Origin of the sequence: Alteromonas halophila, assembly GCF_014651815.1 — a bacterium.
Taxonomy (GTDB): Bacteria; Pseudomonadota; Gammaproteobacteria; order Enterobacterales; family Alteromonadaceae; genus Alteromonas; species Alteromonas halophila.
In genome coordinates this window covers 116,417-133,903 of sequence record NZ_BMXP01000006.1, presented here as the reverse complement: position 1 = coordinate 133,903, position 17,487 = coordinate 116,417, and the positions used below count along the sequence as shown (strand labels likewise).

The 17,487-nt window shown below is 53.5% G+C and carries 14 protein-coding genes; 10 read left to right on the top strand and 4 right to left on the bottom strand.

Going from position 1 to position 17,487, the window contains the following annotated elements; translation table 11 throughout:
* Positions 1-75: 75 nt before the first annotated feature.
* Both IE054_RS12555 and IE054_RS12550 read left to right on the top strand, forming a co-directional pair.
* Entirely contained in the window at positions 76-837 is a 762-nt protein-coding gene (locus IE054_RS12555; protein WP_189406856.1) for an SGNH/GDSL hydrolase family protein, read from the top strand.
* Between the two features lie 30 nt (positions 838-867).
* Positions 868-1,875, top strand: a complete 1,008-nt coding sequence (locus IE054_RS12550; RefSeq protein WP_189406854.1) for an XdhC family protein — start codon at positions 868-870, stop codon at positions 1,873-1,875.
* Between the two features lie 83 nt (positions 1,876-1,958).
* Here the strand turns inward: IE054_RS12550 and IE054_RS12545 are convergent, their stop codons facing one another.
* On the bottom strand, positions 1,959-4,502 hold the full coding sequence (locus IE054_RS12545) for a TonB-dependent receptor (protein ID WP_229805128.1): 2,544 nt from the start codon (positions 4,500-4,502) through the stop codon (positions 1,959-1,961).
* Positions 4,503-4,737: 235 nt separating this feature from the next.
* On the opposite strand from IE054_RS12545, the gene IE054_RS12540 reads away from it, so the two are divergent.
* From IE054_RS12540 to IE054_RS12525, 4 genes are all read left to right on the top strand, one after another.
* Positions 4,738-5,412: a histidine phosphatase family protein gene (locus tag IE054_RS12540; RefSeq protein ID WP_189406849.1), complete on the top strand. Its 675-nt coding sequence runs from the start codon at positions 4,738-4,740 to the stop codon at positions 5,410-5,412.
* A gap of 12 nt (positions 5,413-5,424) precedes the next feature.
* Entirely contained in the window at positions 5,425-6,654 is a 1,230-nt protein-coding gene (locus tag IE054_RS12535) for an acyl-CoA dehydrogenase family protein (protein WP_189406847.1), read from the top strand.
* On the top strand, positions 6,651-7,685 hold the full coding sequence (locus tag IE054_RS12530; protein WP_189406845.1) for a phosphotransferase family protein: 1,035 nt from the start codon (positions 6,651-6,653) through the stop codon (positions 7,683-7,685). Before IE054_RS12535 ends, IE054_RS12530 begins: the two co-directional genes overlap by 4 nt.
* Positions 7,686-7,779: 94 nt before the next feature.
* On the top strand, positions 7,780-8,754 hold the full coding sequence (locus IE054_RS12525; protein WP_189406843.1) for an NADPH:quinone oxidoreductase family protein: 975 nt from the start codon (positions 7,780-7,782) through the stop codon (positions 8,752-8,754).
* Between the two features lie 81 nt (positions 8,755-8,835).
* On the opposite strand, the gene IE054_RS12520 is transcribed toward IE054_RS12525, so the two are convergent.
* Positions 8,836-9,063 carry a hypothetical protein gene (locus IE054_RS12520; RefSeq protein ID WP_189406840.1) on the bottom strand — a complete coding sequence of 76 codons (228 nt, stop codon included), beginning with the start codon at positions 9,061-9,063 and terminating at the stop codon, positions 8,836-8,838.
* 169 nt (positions 9,064-9,232) lie between these two features.
* Complete coding sequence (locus IE054_RS12515) at positions 9,233-9,997, bottom strand: SDR family NAD(P)-dependent oxidoreductase (RefSeq protein ID WP_189406839.1); 765 nt, start codon at positions 9,995-9,997, stop codon at positions 9,233-9,235.
* Positions 9,998-10,287: 290 nt separating this feature from the next.
* On the opposite strand from IE054_RS12515, the gene IE054_RS12510 reads away from it, so the two are divergent.
* The 4 genes from IE054_RS12510 to IE054_RS12495 all read left to right on the top strand — a co-directional run bounded on the left by IE054_RS12510 (position 10,288) and on the right by IE054_RS12495 (position 16,346).
* Positions 10,288-12,417, top strand: a complete 2,130-nt coding sequence (locus IE054_RS12510) for a 3-hydroxyacyl-CoA dehydrogenase NAD-binding domain-containing protein (protein WP_189406837.1) — start codon at positions 10,288-10,290, stop codon at positions 12,415-12,417.
* Positions 12,410-13,591, top strand: coding sequence for an acetyl-CoA C-acyltransferase (locus IE054_RS12505; protein WP_189406834.1), 1,182 nt, complete (start codon positions 12,410-12,412; stop codon positions 13,589-13,591). The genes IE054_RS12510 and IE054_RS12505 overlap by 8 nt, the downstream gene beginning before the upstream one ends.
* Before the next feature lie 8 nt (positions 13,592-13,599).
* Positions 13,600-15,399, top strand: a complete 1,800-nt coding sequence (locus tag IE054_RS12500; protein ID WP_189406832.1) for an acyl-CoA dehydrogenase C-terminal domain-containing protein — start codon at positions 13,600-13,602, stop codon at positions 15,397-15,399.
* A 65-nt stretch (positions 15,400-15,464) separates the two neighbouring features.
* Positions 15,465-16,346: an alpha/beta fold hydrolase gene (locus IE054_RS12495; protein WP_229805127.1), complete on the top strand. Its 882-nt coding sequence runs from the start codon at positions 15,465-15,467 to the stop codon at positions 16,344-16,346.
* A 301-nt stretch (positions 16,347-16,647) separates the two neighbouring features.
* Here the strand turns inward: IE054_RS12495 and IE054_RS12490 are convergent, their stop codons facing one another.
* The gene (locus IE054_RS12490; protein WP_189406827.1) at positions 16,648-17,043 is read right to left on the bottom strand and encodes a DUF3718 domain-containing protein; all 396 of its coding nucleotides are present in this window, start codon (positions 17,041-17,043) and stop codon (positions 16,648-16,650) included.
* Positions 17,044-17,487: the final 444 nt, after the last annotated feature.

The following is a 17,487-nucleotide window of genomic DNA, read 5'->3' as shown; positions in this document are numbered from 1 at the left end:
ATAAGCGTAAGGGAAAACCGGTTTGCGAAACTTGATCTCGTTCAAAGAGTCGGTAATTTTTATCAGGAAAAAGCAATGCGAAGCAGATTAATGGCGGTATTGTTGTTTCCGTTACTGATGATGCAGGGAAGACGGGTAAGAAGAGATACCCCAAAACTTCCGGAGGCGGCAGGACCGCGCTCGGGGATCGCCGGCAGTGGGCCACCGTTGTCATTGTGGATAATCGGTGACTCAGCTGGCGCGGGGGTAGGCGTAGCATCCCAGCGTGATGCACTGAGCGGGCAGCTCAGTGCATTGTTAGCAACACAGTATCAGGTTGACTGGCAGTGCCATGCGCACACCGGGTATTGCGCCAGCGACGTTGCGCATTCTCTTAGTAAATTGCCCGTGTCACACGTGGATGTAATGGTATGCAGTGTTGGCGTTAATGACGTTGTGGCATTCAGGTCGGTGAAGCAATGGTTGCGTGATGTCAGTACGATTTATGAACTGGCCGGTAAGCGCTTCGGGGTCAGGCAGCTTATTTTTAGTCTGGTGCCGCCAATGCAGGACTTTCCGGCGTTGCCGTCCCCCTTAAACCGGCTTCTTGGCGACCATGCCAGACAACTGAATGCGGCACTGACCACTTTTGCCGCCAGGCATGATAAGGTCGCCGTTGCAGCCTTACCAGGCAACGATACTGCAAGCATGATGGCCAGTGATGGCTTCCACCCGGGTGTAAAGGGCTACCGGCTTTGGGCCGAAGAAATTGTCACTGTGCTGCAAAGCACGCAACCTGAAAGGTCTGAATCATCATACGCGCCGGTCGCTACGAATGTGTTCAGGCAACCCCCATAACTTCTGTAAACAAGGTCAGAATACATCGCCATGCACAATCATTTGTTACATATGCTGCGTCAGTGGCAACCGCTAAAGCAAACCCGGCAATGGGTCTTAGGTGTGATTTATAAAACAGAAGGTTCCTGTTATCGCAAGGCCGGTGCAATGATGCTTATCAGCGATAACGAAGATCAACTGGGTGTGTTAAGCGGCGGTTGTCTGGAAACGGATATCCATAAAAAAGCCCGGCGTGTGATGACTGATGGCTCGCCACGTTTTGCCACGTATGACGATGAGGATGAACATGACATTGCCTTTCAGCTTGGTGTGGGATGTGGCGGGGTAGTCCATGTCGCGCTGCTGCCAGTCTCGCAGGCTAATCACTACCTGCAACTCGACGCGCTGTTAGCGGCGCTGGAGGATGGGCAGGTTTGCGACTGGCAGTTGTCGTTGACCGGGTCAGTCTCGGCCGCGCTGCAGTATCCTCAATCGGATGAGCTGGCCTTATCACCGGCCACGTTCAGTGGCACAGCCGGACAGGACGGACTGCTGGTGTGTCGCTATGCGCCGGTGGTACATCTGCTGCTCGTAGGCGCCGGGCTGGATGCCGGTGATGTGGCGAATTGTGCGCAAAACCTTGGCTGGAAGCTTAGTGTCTGGGATCCGCGACCTGGCAAACAGCATAGCGCAAAAGCATTGAGCGGCGTGACCTTTGTTGAGGGCCGCGATACAGACGTCCTTAAAAAATGGGTGCGCGGGCAGGGCGTGCATGCCGCGGTACTGATGTCCCATCATCGTGATGTTGATGCCAGCGCCCTGGCGGCGCTGGCAGATACGTCGGTAAGGTATATCGCGATGCTTGGCCCGCCACATCGCCGACGGGAAATACTGGCCCTGGCCGGTGTATCAGAGGCGGACGTCGATGGGCGGCTGTACAGCCCGGCTGGCCTCAATATAGGCGGTGAACTGCCGGAAAGCATTGCCCTGTCGGTGATAGCCGAATGTCATGCAGTGCTGTATAAACGCAATGGTGCCTCACTTAGTGGAGGTTTGTAGCGCGCCGCGCTGGGTGCGTGCGCTCTGAGCGGATCACGCGAACTGGCGTCAGACCGGCCAGTCCTTTTTTTCGTTTATCTTCCCTAGAAGCGACTGTGAATATCAATGCCGTAGGAAACAGGCCGGCCTGGGTACGCCATAATCTTGCCGGTCTGTACTGGCACCGAAAAGGCGCTGCGGGCTACATAGTCTTCATCAAAAATATTTCGCCCCCACAGCGTAACGTAGGTATTCCACTCTGGCAGGCTCAGGTGTAAGCGCAGATTGACCAGGCTATAAGACGGTGCGTGTTTAAGGGGGTCGTTAGTGTCATCCAGCATAACGTCACCGCTGTACTGATAATCCAGGCTGACTGCGCCGGGAAATCTACCAAGTGCGAAGTGGCGTGTAGCGGTAACGCTGAGCGTGGTTTCAGGCTCGAAACCGACACGATCACCACTGCGTGAACAATAAGGCAGGCCGGACACTGACTGACCCGGGTCGGGCAGGCCCGTATGCCATTGATAGTCGATGCGACAGGTGCCACGCTCAAACGAGCTAAACTGCGCCAGCACGCGCGCTGCCGCTAACTGCACCTCGGTATGCTGCCAGGGCAGCCAGGTGAGTTCCAGTTCGGCGCCTTTGACATCGATGCTGCCGGCGTTCTGGAGGTTAAAGCCGCTGCCCGTAAATGTTGTGGCCTGAAAGTCATCCACCCAGGTACGATACAGTGCAATATTGGTGCGTAGCGCATTGGATGGCCAGTCGCGTTTTATGCCAAGCTCCAGCGTTCGCGCTTTTTCAGCGTCAAACACAGGGTCAAACTGAGGCGCAATCCTGTCGGTATTGATTCCGCCGGCTTTATAGCCCGTGGCCAGTGACGCATACAGCAACGTATCAGGATTGGTCTGATAGGCAAGCTTGAGGCTGCCCGTGAGCTGTTCATCACGCATCGATTCGTCAAGATCTGGCCGTGGCAGCACGGCCGCCGAGCCCAGAAAGTAATAGCCCCAGCCCGCACGCTGAAAGGGCGCTATGTCACGTAACGCGTCTGACGGCGGCGGTTGCCCGCTGCCCAGTGCGCCTGCGATTTGTATCAGCCCCTGAGAGGCAGCAAGCGGATTTGGCCATGCACCTCGATCAACGGTAAGCCCCGAAATACCCGGCCCCTGTTCCGTAAACCGGGCCGTGAGCGACTTGTCTTCCCGGGTGTACCGCAGACCGGTGCTGAGTGTGAGTGCCGGTGTGACAGACCAGTCATTTTGTCCAAACAGCGCCAGACTTTCTTGCTGCTGCAGTGCCGTATGTTTAAACGCAGTATCCGCGGGCGTGGCGGGTGCCGCCGGTGCAATGATGCCGTTACTCAGGCCAGACAGGGTATTAATGGCCTCGGGCAGTGGCACCAGTTCACTGGCTGAGGCCCGGAAAAATGCCGGAAACTGCGATTGTGTTGTGGTATCAAAGGTTAAATCCAGATTTTGTGAGTAATAAAATGCGCCAACAATGCCGCGGTGGCTGTCTGTCTGATAATGAAACTGCAGTTCCTGAGAAAACGCATGCTGCTGCGCATCATTCGTGGCCTCAAGCAGTCTTGCATCAGAAAAGTCGCTATCAATGCGATCGTATGCGTCCAGAGAACGGTGTGCAGTGATACTGCGTAGTGACCAGAGCGGACTGAAGGTGTAGTCCAGTTGCACCGACAGGCCTTTGTCCTTAAGTGTCGAACGGGGAGCCTGCGATAATGATGTGCGATAGTCATAAAAGTCATCACGGGTATACAGCGTTGCATTAAAAGGCGGCTGCATTAACAGCGCATCAGTACCCAGCTTCCCCTCAATATCCCGCGCCTGACGGTTATCCTGCCAGGTCAGTGCGCCACAACAGCGCTCATCCAGTTCGGCATAGTCGGCAATGACACGCACAGAGACATCGCTGGTGGGCGTGTAATAGAGTTGCAGGGTAGCCCCTGAGCGGTCGCGGTTATTCAGGGTAACGCCGGATTGCTGTTCATCAATATAGCCGTCGCGCTGCGCAGTAAACCCGGCTGCCCTAACACTCAAAGCATCATCAATCAGTGTGTGACTGGCCGCGCCGGACAGTCTTAGCAGATCGTCGCTACCTGTGGTCAGTGCGACAAATCCGTCGCGTTCGCCATGCACAGGCCGCCGGGATTCCAGAGTAACAGCACCGGCGGGCGTGTTTTTGCCAAACAAGGTAGCCTGAGGGCCTTTGAGGATCTCAATGCGCGCGATGTCGATAAAATCATTGATCAGAGCGTTCTGACGACGCCGGTACACACCGTTGACATACAGGCCAACCGAAGATTCAAAGCCATAGTTTTGCGCTGTGGTGCCAATACCCCGAATAGAAAAACTGGAGTTAGTTGCGCTCTGGTTTTGCATGGCAGCAAAGCCAGGCACGTAAGCCGTGGTGTCAAAAATATCCAGCGCGACCGTTCGGTCAATCCAGTCGCTGTCCAGCGCTGTCACCGCAAGTGGCACAGACTGCAGCGGCTGCACAGATTTTTGAGCCCGCACCTCAATATGTTCAAGCGACACATCTGAGGTAGAAGTTTCATCAGCCTGACCGCCCAGGCTTACGCCAATAATCATTAACGTGAAGCCGCTGCGCAATATCTGGCGTGTCATAACAATACCTGTTGTTGTTCTTTTACGTCCTGTGTGACAGTAGCAGTGTGCCTTAATCAACGGATTTGTGCACCTGTCCGGCATGCATTTGTCGCAGGATTTTGCGCGTTATCGTCAGTTCACAGGGCATCAGAGCAACATAGTTTTTTATGATTTACCTGTATTCATATTAATAATTAAACATATCTGGCGGTATTCTCTACCCTTTTACAATTCACTTACATGTAGGTTTGCGATGACAACATTGTATTTAGTCCGGCATGGCCAGGCGTCATTTGGCAAAGCCAACTACGATAAGCTGAGCGAGCTCGGTGGGGTGCAGTCGGCATACCTGGGCCAGTATTTTGCAGAGCGCGGTCTGAAGATGGATCGCCTGATAACCGGTACCTTGCTACGGCACCGGGAAACGGCTGAGGGGATCGGTTCAAGGCTGTCGAACCTGCCGGCTGCAGAGCGGCTGCCCCAGCTCAACGAGTTTGACTTTATGGCGGTCGTCAATGCCTATGTCAACGCCAACCCAGACGCTGCGCCGGGGAGTAATGCAACGGCAAAAGACTATTACCGGCTGCTCAAACGCGGCATGCTGGCCTGGGCCAGCAACGAGCTGGTGCTAAACGACACGAATGAATCCTGGGCGGCATTTGAAACGCGTGTGGGGGAAGCCCTGCATGCCATCAGTCATAGCGGTGCGCAACATGTGTTAGTGGTCACATCTGGCGGCGTTATCGCAATGCTGCTTAAACATATTCTTGGCTATCCGGCCGAGTCTGTCGTGAATATCAATTTGCAAATTCGTAATGCCAGCGTGAGTGAATGTCTGGTCACGAAAAGCGGGCACTACCTGAGCAGCTTCAACAACATCGCCCATTTTGAACATCCCGATCGGCAACACGCCATTACCTACAGCTAACAGGGAACCTGTATGAACTTTGAATATAATGAAACCACCAACGCATTATTGTCACGCTTAAACGACTTTATGCAGGAAGAAGTGTACCCCATTGAACAGTCTTACACCGATGCCGTGGCAAGCAGCGACACACGCTGGCGAACACCGCAAATGATGGAGGCGCTGAAACAGAAAGCGCGTGACGCGGGGCTATGGAACCTGTTTCTGCCGGAGGAATATAAACCCTACGGTGCCGGGCTGAGTAACCTCGAATACGCACCGCTTTGTGAAGTGATGGGCCGAATTCCCTTCAGCGCTGAAATTTTTAATTGCAGTGCGCCTGATACCGGCAATATGGAAGTACTGGCAAAATATGGCAGTGAAGAACAAAAAGCGCAATGGCTGGAGCCGCTGCTAAATGGTGAGATACGCTCAGCGTTTGCTATGACGGAGCCCGCTGTGGCGTCCAGTGATGCCACCAACATTGAAACATCCATTCGGCGGGATGGCGATGAGTATGTCATCAACGGCCGTAAATGGTATACCAGTGGTGCCATGAACGAAAACTGTAAGATTATGATTGTGATGGGGAAAACCGATCCCTCGGCGGCCCGCCATCAGCAGCAGTCGCAGATCCTGGTACCCATGGACACAGATGGTGTGACGGTAGTCAGGCCAATGGCGGCGATGGGCTATCTGGACGAGCCGGTGGGCCACGCCGAAGTGGTATTTGATAATGTCAGGGTACCGGCTGACAATCTGATCCTGGGAGAAGGGCGCGGTTTTGAAATTGCCCAGGGACGCCTTGGTCCAGGCCGCATCCATCACTGCATGCGTCTGATTGGCTGTGCCCAGCGTGCACTGGATTTAGCCTGTCGTAGGGTGGCTGATCGAGAGGCGTTTGGTAAGCCACTGAGCGCACAGCAGTCGGTCCGTGAGAGTATTGCTAACATGTACTGTGATATAGAACAGTCGCGCCTGCTTACGCTTAAAGCAGCCGACCGAATGGATCGTTACGGTAATAAAATTGCCAGGGATTTGATTGCGGCAATCAAGATTGTTGCGCCCCGCATGGCCTGTCAGGTCATTGATGAGGCCATTCAGATGCATGGCGCGCTCGGCACCAGTCAGGACTCACCGCTGGCGGCGATGTATGCGTATGCAAGAACCGTCCGGCTGGCCGACGGCCCGGATCAGGTGCATATGATGCAACTGGGCAAAAACCGTATCGCTGAAACTTATTCAACGAAGGAGGCACTGTGACCACCCACCAACTGGAGATTACCGCATTACAGCCTTATCTGAGTGAACACTGCCCGGAGCTGGGTAATGTCACCGGTGCAGAGAAGTTTAGCGGCGGGCAGTCGAATCCTACTTTTCTGCTGACCACCACCAATGGCCTGTATGTACTGCGCCGACAACCTCCGGGCAAGCTGTTGAAATCTGCCCATGCTGTTGATCGCGAGTACCGGGTGATGGCGGCACTAAAAAGCAGTGACGTGCCTGTACCCCGGGTTATCCACCTGTGTAAGGATACAGATGTGCTGGGCAGCATGTTTTACATCATGGAATACGTTGAGGGTGACATTTACTGGAAAAGTGCCTTGCCAAATGTCGCTGGTCCGGATGTCCGGGCTCACATGTATGATCAGATGAACCAGGTGCTGGCCGCACTGCACAATGTTGATATTGAACAGGCTGGTTTGTCGGACTATGGCAAGAGTGGTAATTACTTTGCCCGGCAATTGTCTCGCTGGACACAGCAATACCGGGCGTCGGAGCTTGAACGCATTGAGGAAATAGAAACACTGATCACGTTTCTGGATGAGCATTTGCCTGAGGATGACGGGCAGGTCTCGCTGGTGCACGGCGACTTTCGTCTGGACAATATGATTTTCAGTAGTGAGTCGATGCCCTCGATCATTGCTGTGCTCGACTGGGAGCTGTCGACGCTGGGGCATCCCTATGCCGATCTGGCATACCAGTGCATGCAGTTGCGACTGCCCACTACGCTGTCGCTGGCACCAGGTCTTGGCGGACTTGACCGTGCATCGTTGGGGATCCCATCTGAGCAGGCATACGTAGAAGCCTACTGCAAACGTCGCGGTATTGAAAAAATTGATAACTGGACATTCTATCTGGCGTTCAGTTTCTTCCGACTGGCGGCGATCCTTCAGGGCGTGGTAAAGCGAGCGCATGATGGGAATGCGTCCAGCAGTAAAGCCATGGAGCTTGGGGCGATGGTTAAACCGCTGGCAGCGATGGCTAATGACCTGATTAGTGAGCAGCCATAAGGATGCAGGCGCCGGTGTCATGCATATGACGAAGCTAAACACCGGTGCGCGTGTCAGGCGTGTCTGAAACGCAATTAAATGCTACGGAGATGCAATGAAAGCAATAGTTTGTAAAGAATTTGGCCCAATCTCGCAGCTGACTTACGACGATATGCCCGACCCGTCTGCGAAAAAAGGCGAGGTAGTCATTGATATTGAAGCATCGGGCGTTAATTTTCCCGATGGCCTGCTGGTTCAGGGTTTATATCAGATGCAGCCGGACTTCCCCTTTATTCCTGGTAGCGAAGTTGCCGGTACCGTGAGTGAGATTGGTGAAGAGGTCACGCATCTGAAGGAAGGTCAGCGTGTTATTGCGGTAAATAGCCTGGGAGGCTACGCCGAGAAGATGGGCGTCTCTGCCAGACAGGTGATGCCGCTGCCAGATGGTATCCCGGCCACAGAAGCGGCTGCACTTGTGACGGCGCATGCCACTGCGCATCATGCGTTAAAACAGCGTGCGAAACTCGCGCAGGGCGAAACGCTGGTGGTGACCGGCGCTGCTGGCGGAACGGGTCTTGCGGCTGTGCAAATCGGTAAGGCGATGGGCGCTAACGTGATCGCCGTGTGCTCCACACAGGAAAAACTGGACCTGGCGAAGGAGCATGGGGCAGACATTCTGATCAACTATCAGCAGCAGGACTTAAAGGAAACCCTTAAAGAGATCACGCAGGGGCGTGGCGCAGATGTGGTGTATGAATGTGTGGGCGGCGATGCCTTTGAGGCCTGCAGTCGCAGTATGGCCTGGGGAGGTCGTTTGCTGGTGGTCGGCTTTGCCAGTGGTGAAATACCGAAGTTTCCGGTTAACCTGGCGCTGGTCAAGGGCTATTCAGTGGTTGGGGTATTCTGGGGATCCTTCACGAAACACGAACCGGCAGTGTTTGCGGATAATATGAAAGAGCTATTTACCTGGTATTTGCAGGGCCAGGTGAAAGTGGTGGTAGATGAAGCGCTGCCGCTTGCTAAGGCAACTCAGGCACTGGAAAAAGTCATGAACCGCCAGGTGAAAGGCAAAATGGTGCTTACCCCCTGAGCGACTTTTTTCATAAACAATGTGACATTAATCATGACCCGGAGGCAATATCAGCCATTCGGGCTGGTTGTGTCTGACAGATTAGTGCTGGGTGTTTGGCAATGCCCGGTGCGCGAGTGTATTCACTTCGACGTCCTGTACTTGTGAAGGACGGCGTTCCGACAGGGTCATCACAGACGTTGCGGCATTTCCCTGACGCAGTTTTTTCTGCACGCTTTGCTGCTTAGCATCGGTTACCGGGTGCTCGGTTGCAAACGCGGCGCCGGTAAGACTGAGTGTTAGGGTAAGAAATAATGTTTTTATCATCATAATAAACCTCGGGAGCAATGCTGCTCCCTCAGTCGGCTTGCTTGTTTGTTCATCTTTATTAAAACAAGCTGAGCCCGATTTTCCAGAGTCTTTCCTATACAAGGGTATATTTTTTTATACGCAGCAGACCTCAGTACAGGCTTCCGTGACGGCACGTCAGCCCTCAGTGTTACCACGCAGTCACGCCACCATCCACAGCGATGCTCTGACCGTTCATGTAGGAGTTTAAAGGAGAGAGCATCAATACCATGGCATTGACGACTTCCTGTGGCTGTGCCAGACGTTTCATGGGGCAGCCAGCTGCCAGCTGGTCACGGGCTTCTTTAGACGTGTACCCGTCCATATCCAGGATATTGGTGGGACTGTAAAACGGGCAGATGGCATTTACGCGCACATTTTTGCGGCCGTATTCCACCGCGGCTGTGCGTGTTACGCCAACCACCGCATGTTTAGCGGCTGCATAGGCGGCGCCTTTGGGGGCACCACCCAGTCCGGCCAGTGAGCTGACATTTAATACATGCCCCCGGCCGTTCGCCAGCATGGCAGGGATTTGATACTTCATGCCAAACATCACCCCCTTGAGATTCACCGCCATTTGCGTATCAATAATGTCTTCGGTCATTTCGTGCGTTGGGCCGGGCGTATGCGCAATACCGGCATTATTGACCGCGATATCCAGCTGGCCAAACTGAGACTGCGCAGTTTCAACCAGTGTCCGGGCTAATGCCTCATCGGCCACACTGCCACTGACAGAGACCACCTGCGTGTGTGTTGCAAGCTCGTCTTTACAGCGTTTCAGGTTTTCCTCGTCGATGTCACTGAGTACCAGTCTGGCACCACGGGTCGCCAGTTCATGGGCGAGCAGCCTGCCAAAGCCATTGGCGGCGCCAGTAATAATAACCACCTGATTGTGAAAGTTAAGTAACGCGTCCATGTCGGGCCCTCATAGTTATGCGAATTTGCAGACGGATATCGTCAGCAGTGTCCCGGTTGCCCGCCAGAGACGCAGCGCAGACAACGGAGTGTTGTCAAAAAAGCACTCAATTCAAACGCTGTCAACATTGTGAACTGCGCTACAGAGAAGCAAAGGCGGTACATCGCAGGATCGATAAGGGGGTGGGTAAGTATCAAATATTTTAATGGGTGTCTATAAAGCCAATAAACTTGGCTGATTCATAAGGCTGCCCTAACATCATCGTCAGTGTGCAAAATTGGAACAGAACAATGACAGAATCACAGGTACTGGTTAGTTATCGGGTTGAAAACGGTATTGCCACCTTTACGCTGAATAATGCACCGGTCAATGCCTTATCCCTCGCCGTCAGAACACAGTTGCAGGAAAACCTTGAACAGGCGGTAAACGATGCGTCTGTTACTGCAATAGTGATCACGTCGGCACTTCCGATGTTCAGTGCCGGTGCGGATATCAGTGAGTTTTCCGACGCGCCCCAGTCGCCCATGTTACCGGATGTGCTCAATGCCATCGAGCAGGCGCCAAAGCCAGTGGTGGCAGTACTTCCAGGTCCTGCCTTTGGCGGCGGCCTGGAGCTTGCGCTGGCCTGTCATTACCGAATTTCGGTGGCAGACAATAAAGTGGGGCTACCGGAAGTCAACCTGGGGATTTTGCCTGGTGCTGGTGGTACACAGCGTCTGCCGCGTCTGGCCAGTGCAGTGACAGCGCTGGAGATGATCGTGACCGGTAAACCACGGCCAGTGCTAGAACTGAAGGGGGTGTTTGACAAACTCGCTGACAATCAGCAGCACCTTGCCGATATCGTCAGTGACTATATTGGTACGTTGTCAGCCAGTGATGTGCGTCCTACCTGTGAAAACTCACTGTCGATGGATCAGCAAACTCAGGCGGTGTTTGAGCAGTATCAGACCGGCGTAGAAAAGAAAATGAAAGGATTTTTTGCCCCTGCTCAATGTATCGAGGCAGTGAAGGCTGCTTTTACACTGCCATTTGCGCAAGGCCTGAAACGCGAGCAGGAACTATTTATGGCCTGCATGGACACCCCTCAGGCGCGGGCACAACAGCACTTTTTCTTCGCGGAACGCGCGGCCTCGCATGTCAGTGATTTCGATAAAACAACCGAGACACGCGCTATCAAAAGTGTTGCTGTGATTGGTGCCGGTACCATGGGCGGCGGTATTGCCATGAACTTTGCGAATGCCGGCATACCGGTGACGCTGGTCGAGCGTGAGCAGTCGGCGCTGGATAAAGGCCTGTCGGTGATCCGTAAAAATTATGAAAGCTCTATGCGTAAGGGACGAATCTCCGAAGGGGATGTAGAACAGCGTATGGCCATGCTGTCGCCAGCGACGGATATGTCAGCCATCAATGACGCTGATTTAGTGATTGAGGCCGTGTTCGAAAAACTGGAAGTCAAGCAGGCGGTATTTGAACAAATGGATGCTGTATGCAAGCGCGGTGCGATTCTGGCGACCAATACCTCAACACTGGATATTAATCAGATTGCCGCAGTAACGTCGAGGCCTTCCGATGTCATTGGTCTGCATTTCTTTTCGCCAGCGAATGTAATGAAGCTGCTGGAAGTGGTGAAAACCAGTGACACCAGTGCAGATGTCATTAAATCCTGTATGCAGATGGCTAAACGTATCAAAAAAGTGCCGGTACTGGTTGGCGTGTGCTTTGGCTTTGTTGGCAACCGGATGCTGGAGCCCTATGCCCGTGAGGCAAACCGGCTACTTCTGGAAGGCGCTACGCCGGAGCGCATTGACCGTGTCATCACTGACTTTGGCATGCCAATGGGGCCCTTCACTATGGGTGATATGGCAGGCCTGGATATTGGTTACTTTGTCCGTCAGTCACGGCAACAAGCGATTGCCCATGATCCCAGCTATGCCGTGGTCTCGGACCGGCTGGTTGAACAGGGGCGGGTAGGGCTTAAAGCCGGAAAAGGCGTGTACCTGTATGAGGAGGGAAGCCGCGTACCGATTCCTGATCCCGCCGTGCTGGATATTGCCAGAGAAGAAGCGCAGCGTCTGGGCATTGCGCAGCGAGAGGATATTTCTGATGAGGAAATTCTGGTGCGCTGCCTGTATACCCTGATCAATGAAGGCGCGCAGATCCTGGAAGAGGGTATTGCCGACAAGCCCAGCGATATTGATGTCATTTATGTGTATGGGTATGGCTTCCCGGTATACCGGGGCGGGCCGATGCACTATGCCGATGAAATCGGGCCTGCAACGCTTCTTGAACGGCTTGAACATTACCAGAAAGCATGTGGCGAATACGGCAGCATGTGGTTAACCGCCAGTGATCTGGTGAAGAAACTGGCGGCAGAAAACAAGACATTTGGCGCCTATCAGAAGGAGCAGTCTCATGCGTGATGCAGTCATCGTCAGCACAGCAAGAACACCCATTGGCCGTGCCTACAAAGGGGCGCTGAATAACCTGCCTGGGCCGTCTCTGGGAGGGCATGCCATCAAACACGCGGTCAGCCGGGCAGGCGTAGACCCTGACAGCGTTGACGACGTGATCATGGGCTGTGCCCTGACACAGGGCACCGGCAGTATGAATATCGGGCGCCTTGCTGCGCTTGCTGGCGGGCTGCCTGTCAGTGTGGCGGGTATGACGCTTGACCGCCAGTGCAGTTCAGGCATGTATGCCATTGCTACTGCAGCTAAACATATTCAGACCAGCGAAGCCGATGTGATGGTCGCCGGCGGCCTGGATTGCATCTCTTTGGTCCAGAATGAACATATGAACATGTACCGGGCCACTGATCCGGCCCTTGTCGCCCGTCATCCGGATATTTACATGCCAATGCTTAAAACCGCAGAAGTGGTAGCAAACCGGTATAACATCAGCCGTGACAGTCAGGATGACTATGGCTATCAGAGCCAGATGCGCACCGCTGCGGCGCAGCAGGCGGGACGCTTTGATGAGGAGATTGTACCCATTGAGGCGGTCAAAGTTGTCGTCGACAAGGCCTCCGGCGAAAAAACCGAGCAAACGGTGACGTTAAGTCAGGATGAAGGGAACCGGCCGGAAACCTCACTGGAAGGGCTTAAGGGCCTGTTCCCGGTGATTGAAGGTGGCTGTATCACGGCGGGCAATGCCAGTCAGTTATCCGATGGTGCCAGCGCCTGCGTTCTGATGGACAGTCATGTGGCGGCCAGTCAGTCATGTCAGCCACTGGGGATCTACCGGGGTATCGCTGTGGCGGGCTGTGAACCTGATGAAATGGGGATCGGACCGGTATTCGCTATTCCTAAATTGCTCAGACAACACGGGCTGGGCATTGAGGATATTGGTCTGTGGGAGCTCAATGAAGCGTTCGCCGTACAGGTATTGTATTGCCGCGACAAACTGGGGATCCCCAATGAGTTAATGAATGTAAACGGCGGCGCAATTTCAATTGGCCACCCTTACGGTATGAGTGGCGCCCGCATGGTCGGGCACGCACTGATTGAAGGCAAACGACGCAACGCCAAATACGTTGTTTGTACCATGTGTATCGGTGGTGGCATGGGTGCCGCCGGTCTCTTTGAAGTGATATAGGTAAGAGTATGCAAGATTATAAAGCACCACAACGCGACACTCTGTTTGTAACCCAGGAGTTGCTTGACTATCAGGCTCACTATCAGACACTGGGCTTCGACGAGGTAGCCGAAGATCTGGTGACCGCCATTTTTTCCGAAGCAGCAAAATTTGCTGAAAACAGTCTTGCGCCCATCAATGCTTCTGGTGATGAAGAAGGGTGTAAGTGGGACGACGGTGTGGTTACGACGCCGGCCGGCTTTAAGGAAGCCTATCAGCAATACGTTGAGGGTGGCTGGACAGGCATGGCGCAGCCAGAAGAGTTTGGTGGCCAGGCGTTGCCGTACTCGCTGGCGTCAAGCATTGCAGAGTGGTTTTCCGGCGCCAATCACTCCTGGGCGATGTACCCGGGGCTGAGTCAGGGCTGTATGTCAACATTGCTGGCACACGGCAGTGAAGAACAGCAACAGCGGTTTCTGCCAAAGCTTATCGAAGGCACCTGGACTGGCACAATGTGTCTCACCGAAGCGCACTGCGGCTCGGACTTAGGCATGCTGAAATGCCGTGCAGAGCCTAATGATGATGGCAGTTACAGCCTGACCGGCACAAAGATCTTTATCTCTGCCGGTGAGCACGATTTATCAGATAATATTGTCCACATCGTGCTGGCGCGCCTGCCGGATGCACCGCAGGGCACCAAGGGAATTTCTTTGTTTGTTGTACCTAAGTTCAATGTGTCAGAAGCCGGTGAAATCCAGGATCGCAATGCCGTTCACTGCGGCAGTATCGAACATAAGATGGGGATCAAGGCCAGCGCCACCTGCGTGATCAACTTTGATGGCGCCAAAGGCTATTTGATTGGCGAGCCAAATCGTGGTCTGAACTGCATGTTCACTTTTATGAACAAAGCGCGGATTGGTACCGGTGTAGAAGGGCTGGCAGCCTCAGAAGCGGCCTTTCAGGGCGCGCTTCGCTATGCCAAAGACCGTACACAGTTTCGTTCACTTAGTGGCGTGAAAAAGCCGGACAGCCCGGCCGATCCCATTATTGTTCATCCGGATGTCAGGCGTATGCTGCTCACCCAGAAAGCGTTTGCGGAAGGCAACCGCGCACTGTCTTGTTACTGCATGCAGCAGGTCGATGTGACGCTGTACAGTCAGGATGAGGCGGCCAGACAAACCGCTGACGCTAAGCTGGCATTGCTGACGCCGATTGTAAAAGCCTTTCTGACCGAAACAGCGCAGGAAACCACCAGTTACGGCATGCAGGTATACGGCGGACATGGCTACATTAAAGAATGGGGAATGGAGCAGCTTGCCAGAGATACCCGCATTTGTACTATGTACGAGGGGACTACCGGGATCCAGGCCATTGATCTGCTGGCCCGCAAGGTCCTGGGCTCGAAAGGTGAACTGCTGAATGTGTTTGTGCAGGAGGTCCGGGACTTTACCGAGCAATTACGTGGTCAGCCACAGTTCAGTGCCTGGACTAATGCGCTGAATTCGCATCTGGATGAATGGCAGCAGCTAACTCAGGATATTGGTAAATCGGCAGCCGGTAACCCTGAAGAGCTTGGTGCGGCGGCTGTTGATTATCTGATGTACTCAGGCTACGTCACCGTGGCGTATTTCTGGCTGAAAATGGCAGTTAAAGCACAGCAGGCGCTGGATAACGGCGCAACAGAAAGTGATTTTTACAATGCCAAGCTGCAAACCTGTGGCTTCTATTTTGATCGCATTCTGACCCGCACCCGCTCGCTGGTATCAGCTATTCAGTCTGGCTCAGATAATCTGATGGGCATGTCTGAGAGCATGTTCGCGCCAGAGTAAGTACTGAAATAGCCAGTCATAGCCGGCCAGCATCGGTTATGGCTGGTTTTTATGTATAACAGGTGATGGGTATCGACGAATTAACATGCACGATTGACGGACAGAATATTCACTATCTGCAGCGTCAGGCCACCACCGCCGGCGCGCCGGTCGTTGTCTTGCTGCATGGCTTTCCAGAATGCGCGCAGGCCTGGCTGCCGGTTATATCCCATCTGCCAGACAACCTGCACATTGTGATCCCGGACTTGCCTGGCTTTGGTGAGTCGGCGCCGCTTGCCAGTGACAGCGACTATGAGGTGGGGCCACTGTGCGCACGGCTTAATAAGTTTATTCAAAAGGTTGCGACAGTGCCCGTGCACCTGGTAGGCCATGACTGGGGCGGCGCACTGGCCTGGCCGCTGGCCGGGTTTTATAGTGACAGCATCAGCACGCTGACCATCATCAACGCTGCCCATCCCAGCACCTTTGTACGGGAGCTTAAAACCAATCCGCGTCAGCAGCAAAAAAGCCTGTACATTAATACGCTGAATCAGCCGGGTATGGCACAGGAACTGGCTGGCAGAGATTTCAGGCTGCTTAAACGTATTATGGGCGATAGCCTTAACCTTAACGGTGACGCCTACGCAAAACGGCTTGTCAGTAACTGGTCAGATACCGATAAGCTGGATGCGATGCTGGCCTACTACCGGGCCATGCCTCAGGGTGTTCCTGTAACAAAAGCTCAGGCAGATGCGATCCGTATTCCATCGCTCACGCTGACAGTGCCTGTGCAGGTGTTATGGGGCTGTCAGGATGACGCTTTTGATGAAGCTGTTCTCACGTGCCTGGAAGACTGGGTAAGTGATCTGACCGTGATAAGACATCGTCATGCGACGCACTGGTTACACCGGGAGCAGCCAGACTGGGTTGCGCAGCATCTGCTCACGCACATAGGTAGTAGCGACTAACGTGATCTAAAAAGGGCTTCACTATTACTGGTGTGAGCGGTTGTTGCCTGGCAGCAAATAATAAGACAAAACCGAACGTGCGACAGTATACACACCTTACTTTCTGTGTTTGTCCCCACCATGAGGCCAAATGTGGCGAATTAGTCACCCGTTAACAGGGCAGATCGACGCTCTGGATTACTGCGATGTATAAAAAGCTATACTGAAAGGGGGAGGAAGGGTGTGGCTCCTTTCGGAGCCACGAGGGCGGAGCGTGCTCCGCTACCATGTTGAAATAGGTTCACATGGTGAATTTTTATTTTTAAATACGGTCGTCTAACTCCGCTGCGATAGGGCTGCTCTGGTGCCCTTGCTCAGCAATCCATGCCTGCAGTGTTTTACCGTCAGACTCTGGCTTCTCCAGGTCGCGGCTAGGCATTTTTTTCACCAGTAGCGTGCCGGTTTCAACTGCGTTGCTCAGTACTGCGGTACGAATCAGGCTGTTGCCGCCACAAGAAATACCTGTGTAGTAATCGTGCAGCTTGAGGCGGTAATCGGTTTGTACACGACGCATTTTCTTACGTAACTCGCCTTTGTCATCGGCCTGGACGATGTGACAAATATTCGCCAGGTCGTCTTCGATTCCGGCATTAGCAACGTTAGCAAAAGACAAAGAAGCAATCGTTACAGCAATAGAAGTTTTAACAATTTTCAACATGGTTAATTTCCTTCTGGTTAAGTGAACTGGTTAACTTGTGAACTATTAAAGCCTAATACTTTTGTATAAAAAACATGCTGCCCGATACACTGTTATATTTATTTATACCCTAAGCGCCTACACGTATTATTTTGTGATCGGAGGCGTCGCTCAGGCCTGCATATCACAGAGTGTGCGGACGCATATTGCTGATGAGCATCATCGCCCACCAGAGCCCGCATTCGCTAATTTAAAAGCGTTGACATGAAAAACTGCACGCCCCGACCTGCTATTGGCGTAGTCCTGTTTGCAGCACAAAAAAGTGAGGAACCGGTGTCGTAATTCGGCGCAAAGAGGGGGGCAGACAAAGCTTTGAAGCGTGGAAAACGTAGCCAGCTTCAGTCGCACAATGCTTAATAGCTTCGTTATCGTCTGTATTGGTGAGGGACGCAGTTGACAGTGAGA

Excerpts from the sequence above, each read along its gene's own strand:
- IE054_RS12520 (WP_189406840.1), bottom strand. The coding sequence starts at position 9,063 with ATGATGATAAAAACATTATTTCTTACCCTAACACTCAGTCTTACCGGC.
- IE054_RS12540 (WP_189406849.1), top strand. The coding sequence starts at position 4,738 with ATGACAACATTGTATTTAGTCCGGCATGGCCAGGCGTCATTTGGCAAA.
- IE054_RS12545 (WP_229805128.1), bottom strand. The coding sequence starts at position 4,502 with ATGACACGCCAGATATTGCGCAGCGGCTTCACGTTAATGATTATTGGC.
- IE054_RS12515 (WP_189406839.1), bottom strand. The coding sequence starts at position 9,997 with ATGGACGCGTTACTTAACTTTCACAATCAGGTGGTTATTATTACTGGC.
- IE054_RS12500 (WP_189406832.1), top strand. The coding sequence starts at position 13,600 with ATGCAAGATTATAAAGCACCACAACGCGACACTCTGTTTGTAACCCAG.
- IE054_RS12535 (WP_189406847.1), top strand. The coding sequence starts at position 5,425 with ATGAACTTTGAATATAATGAAACCACCAACGCATTATTGTCACGCTTA.
- IE054_RS12525 (WP_189406843.1), top strand. The coding sequence starts at position 7,780 with ATGAAAGCAATAGTTTGTAAAGAATTTGGCCCAATCTCGCAGCTGACT.
- IE054_RS12550 (WP_189406854.1), top strand. The coding sequence starts at position 868 with ATGCACAATCATTTGTTACATATGCTGCGTCAGTGGCAACCGCTAAAG.
- IE054_RS12495 (WP_229805127.1), top strand. The coding sequence starts at position 15,465 with ATGGGTATCGACGAATTAACATGCACGATTGACGGACAGAATATTCAC.
- IE054_RS12510 (WP_189406837.1), top strand. The coding sequence starts at position 10,288 with ATGACAGAATCACAGGTACTGGTTAGTTATCGGGTTGAAAACGGTATT.
- IE054_RS12490 (WP_189406827.1), bottom strand. The coding sequence starts at position 17,043 with ATGTTGAAAATTGTTAAAACTTCTATTGCTGTAACGATTGCTTCTTTG.
- IE054_RS12505 (WP_189406834.1), top strand. The coding sequence starts at position 12,410 with ATGCGTGATGCAGTCATCGTCAGCACAGCAAGAACACCCATTGGCCGT.
- IE054_RS12555 (WP_189406856.1), top strand. The coding sequence starts at position 76 with ATGCGAAGCAGATTAATGGCGGTATTGTTGTTTCCGTTACTGATGATG.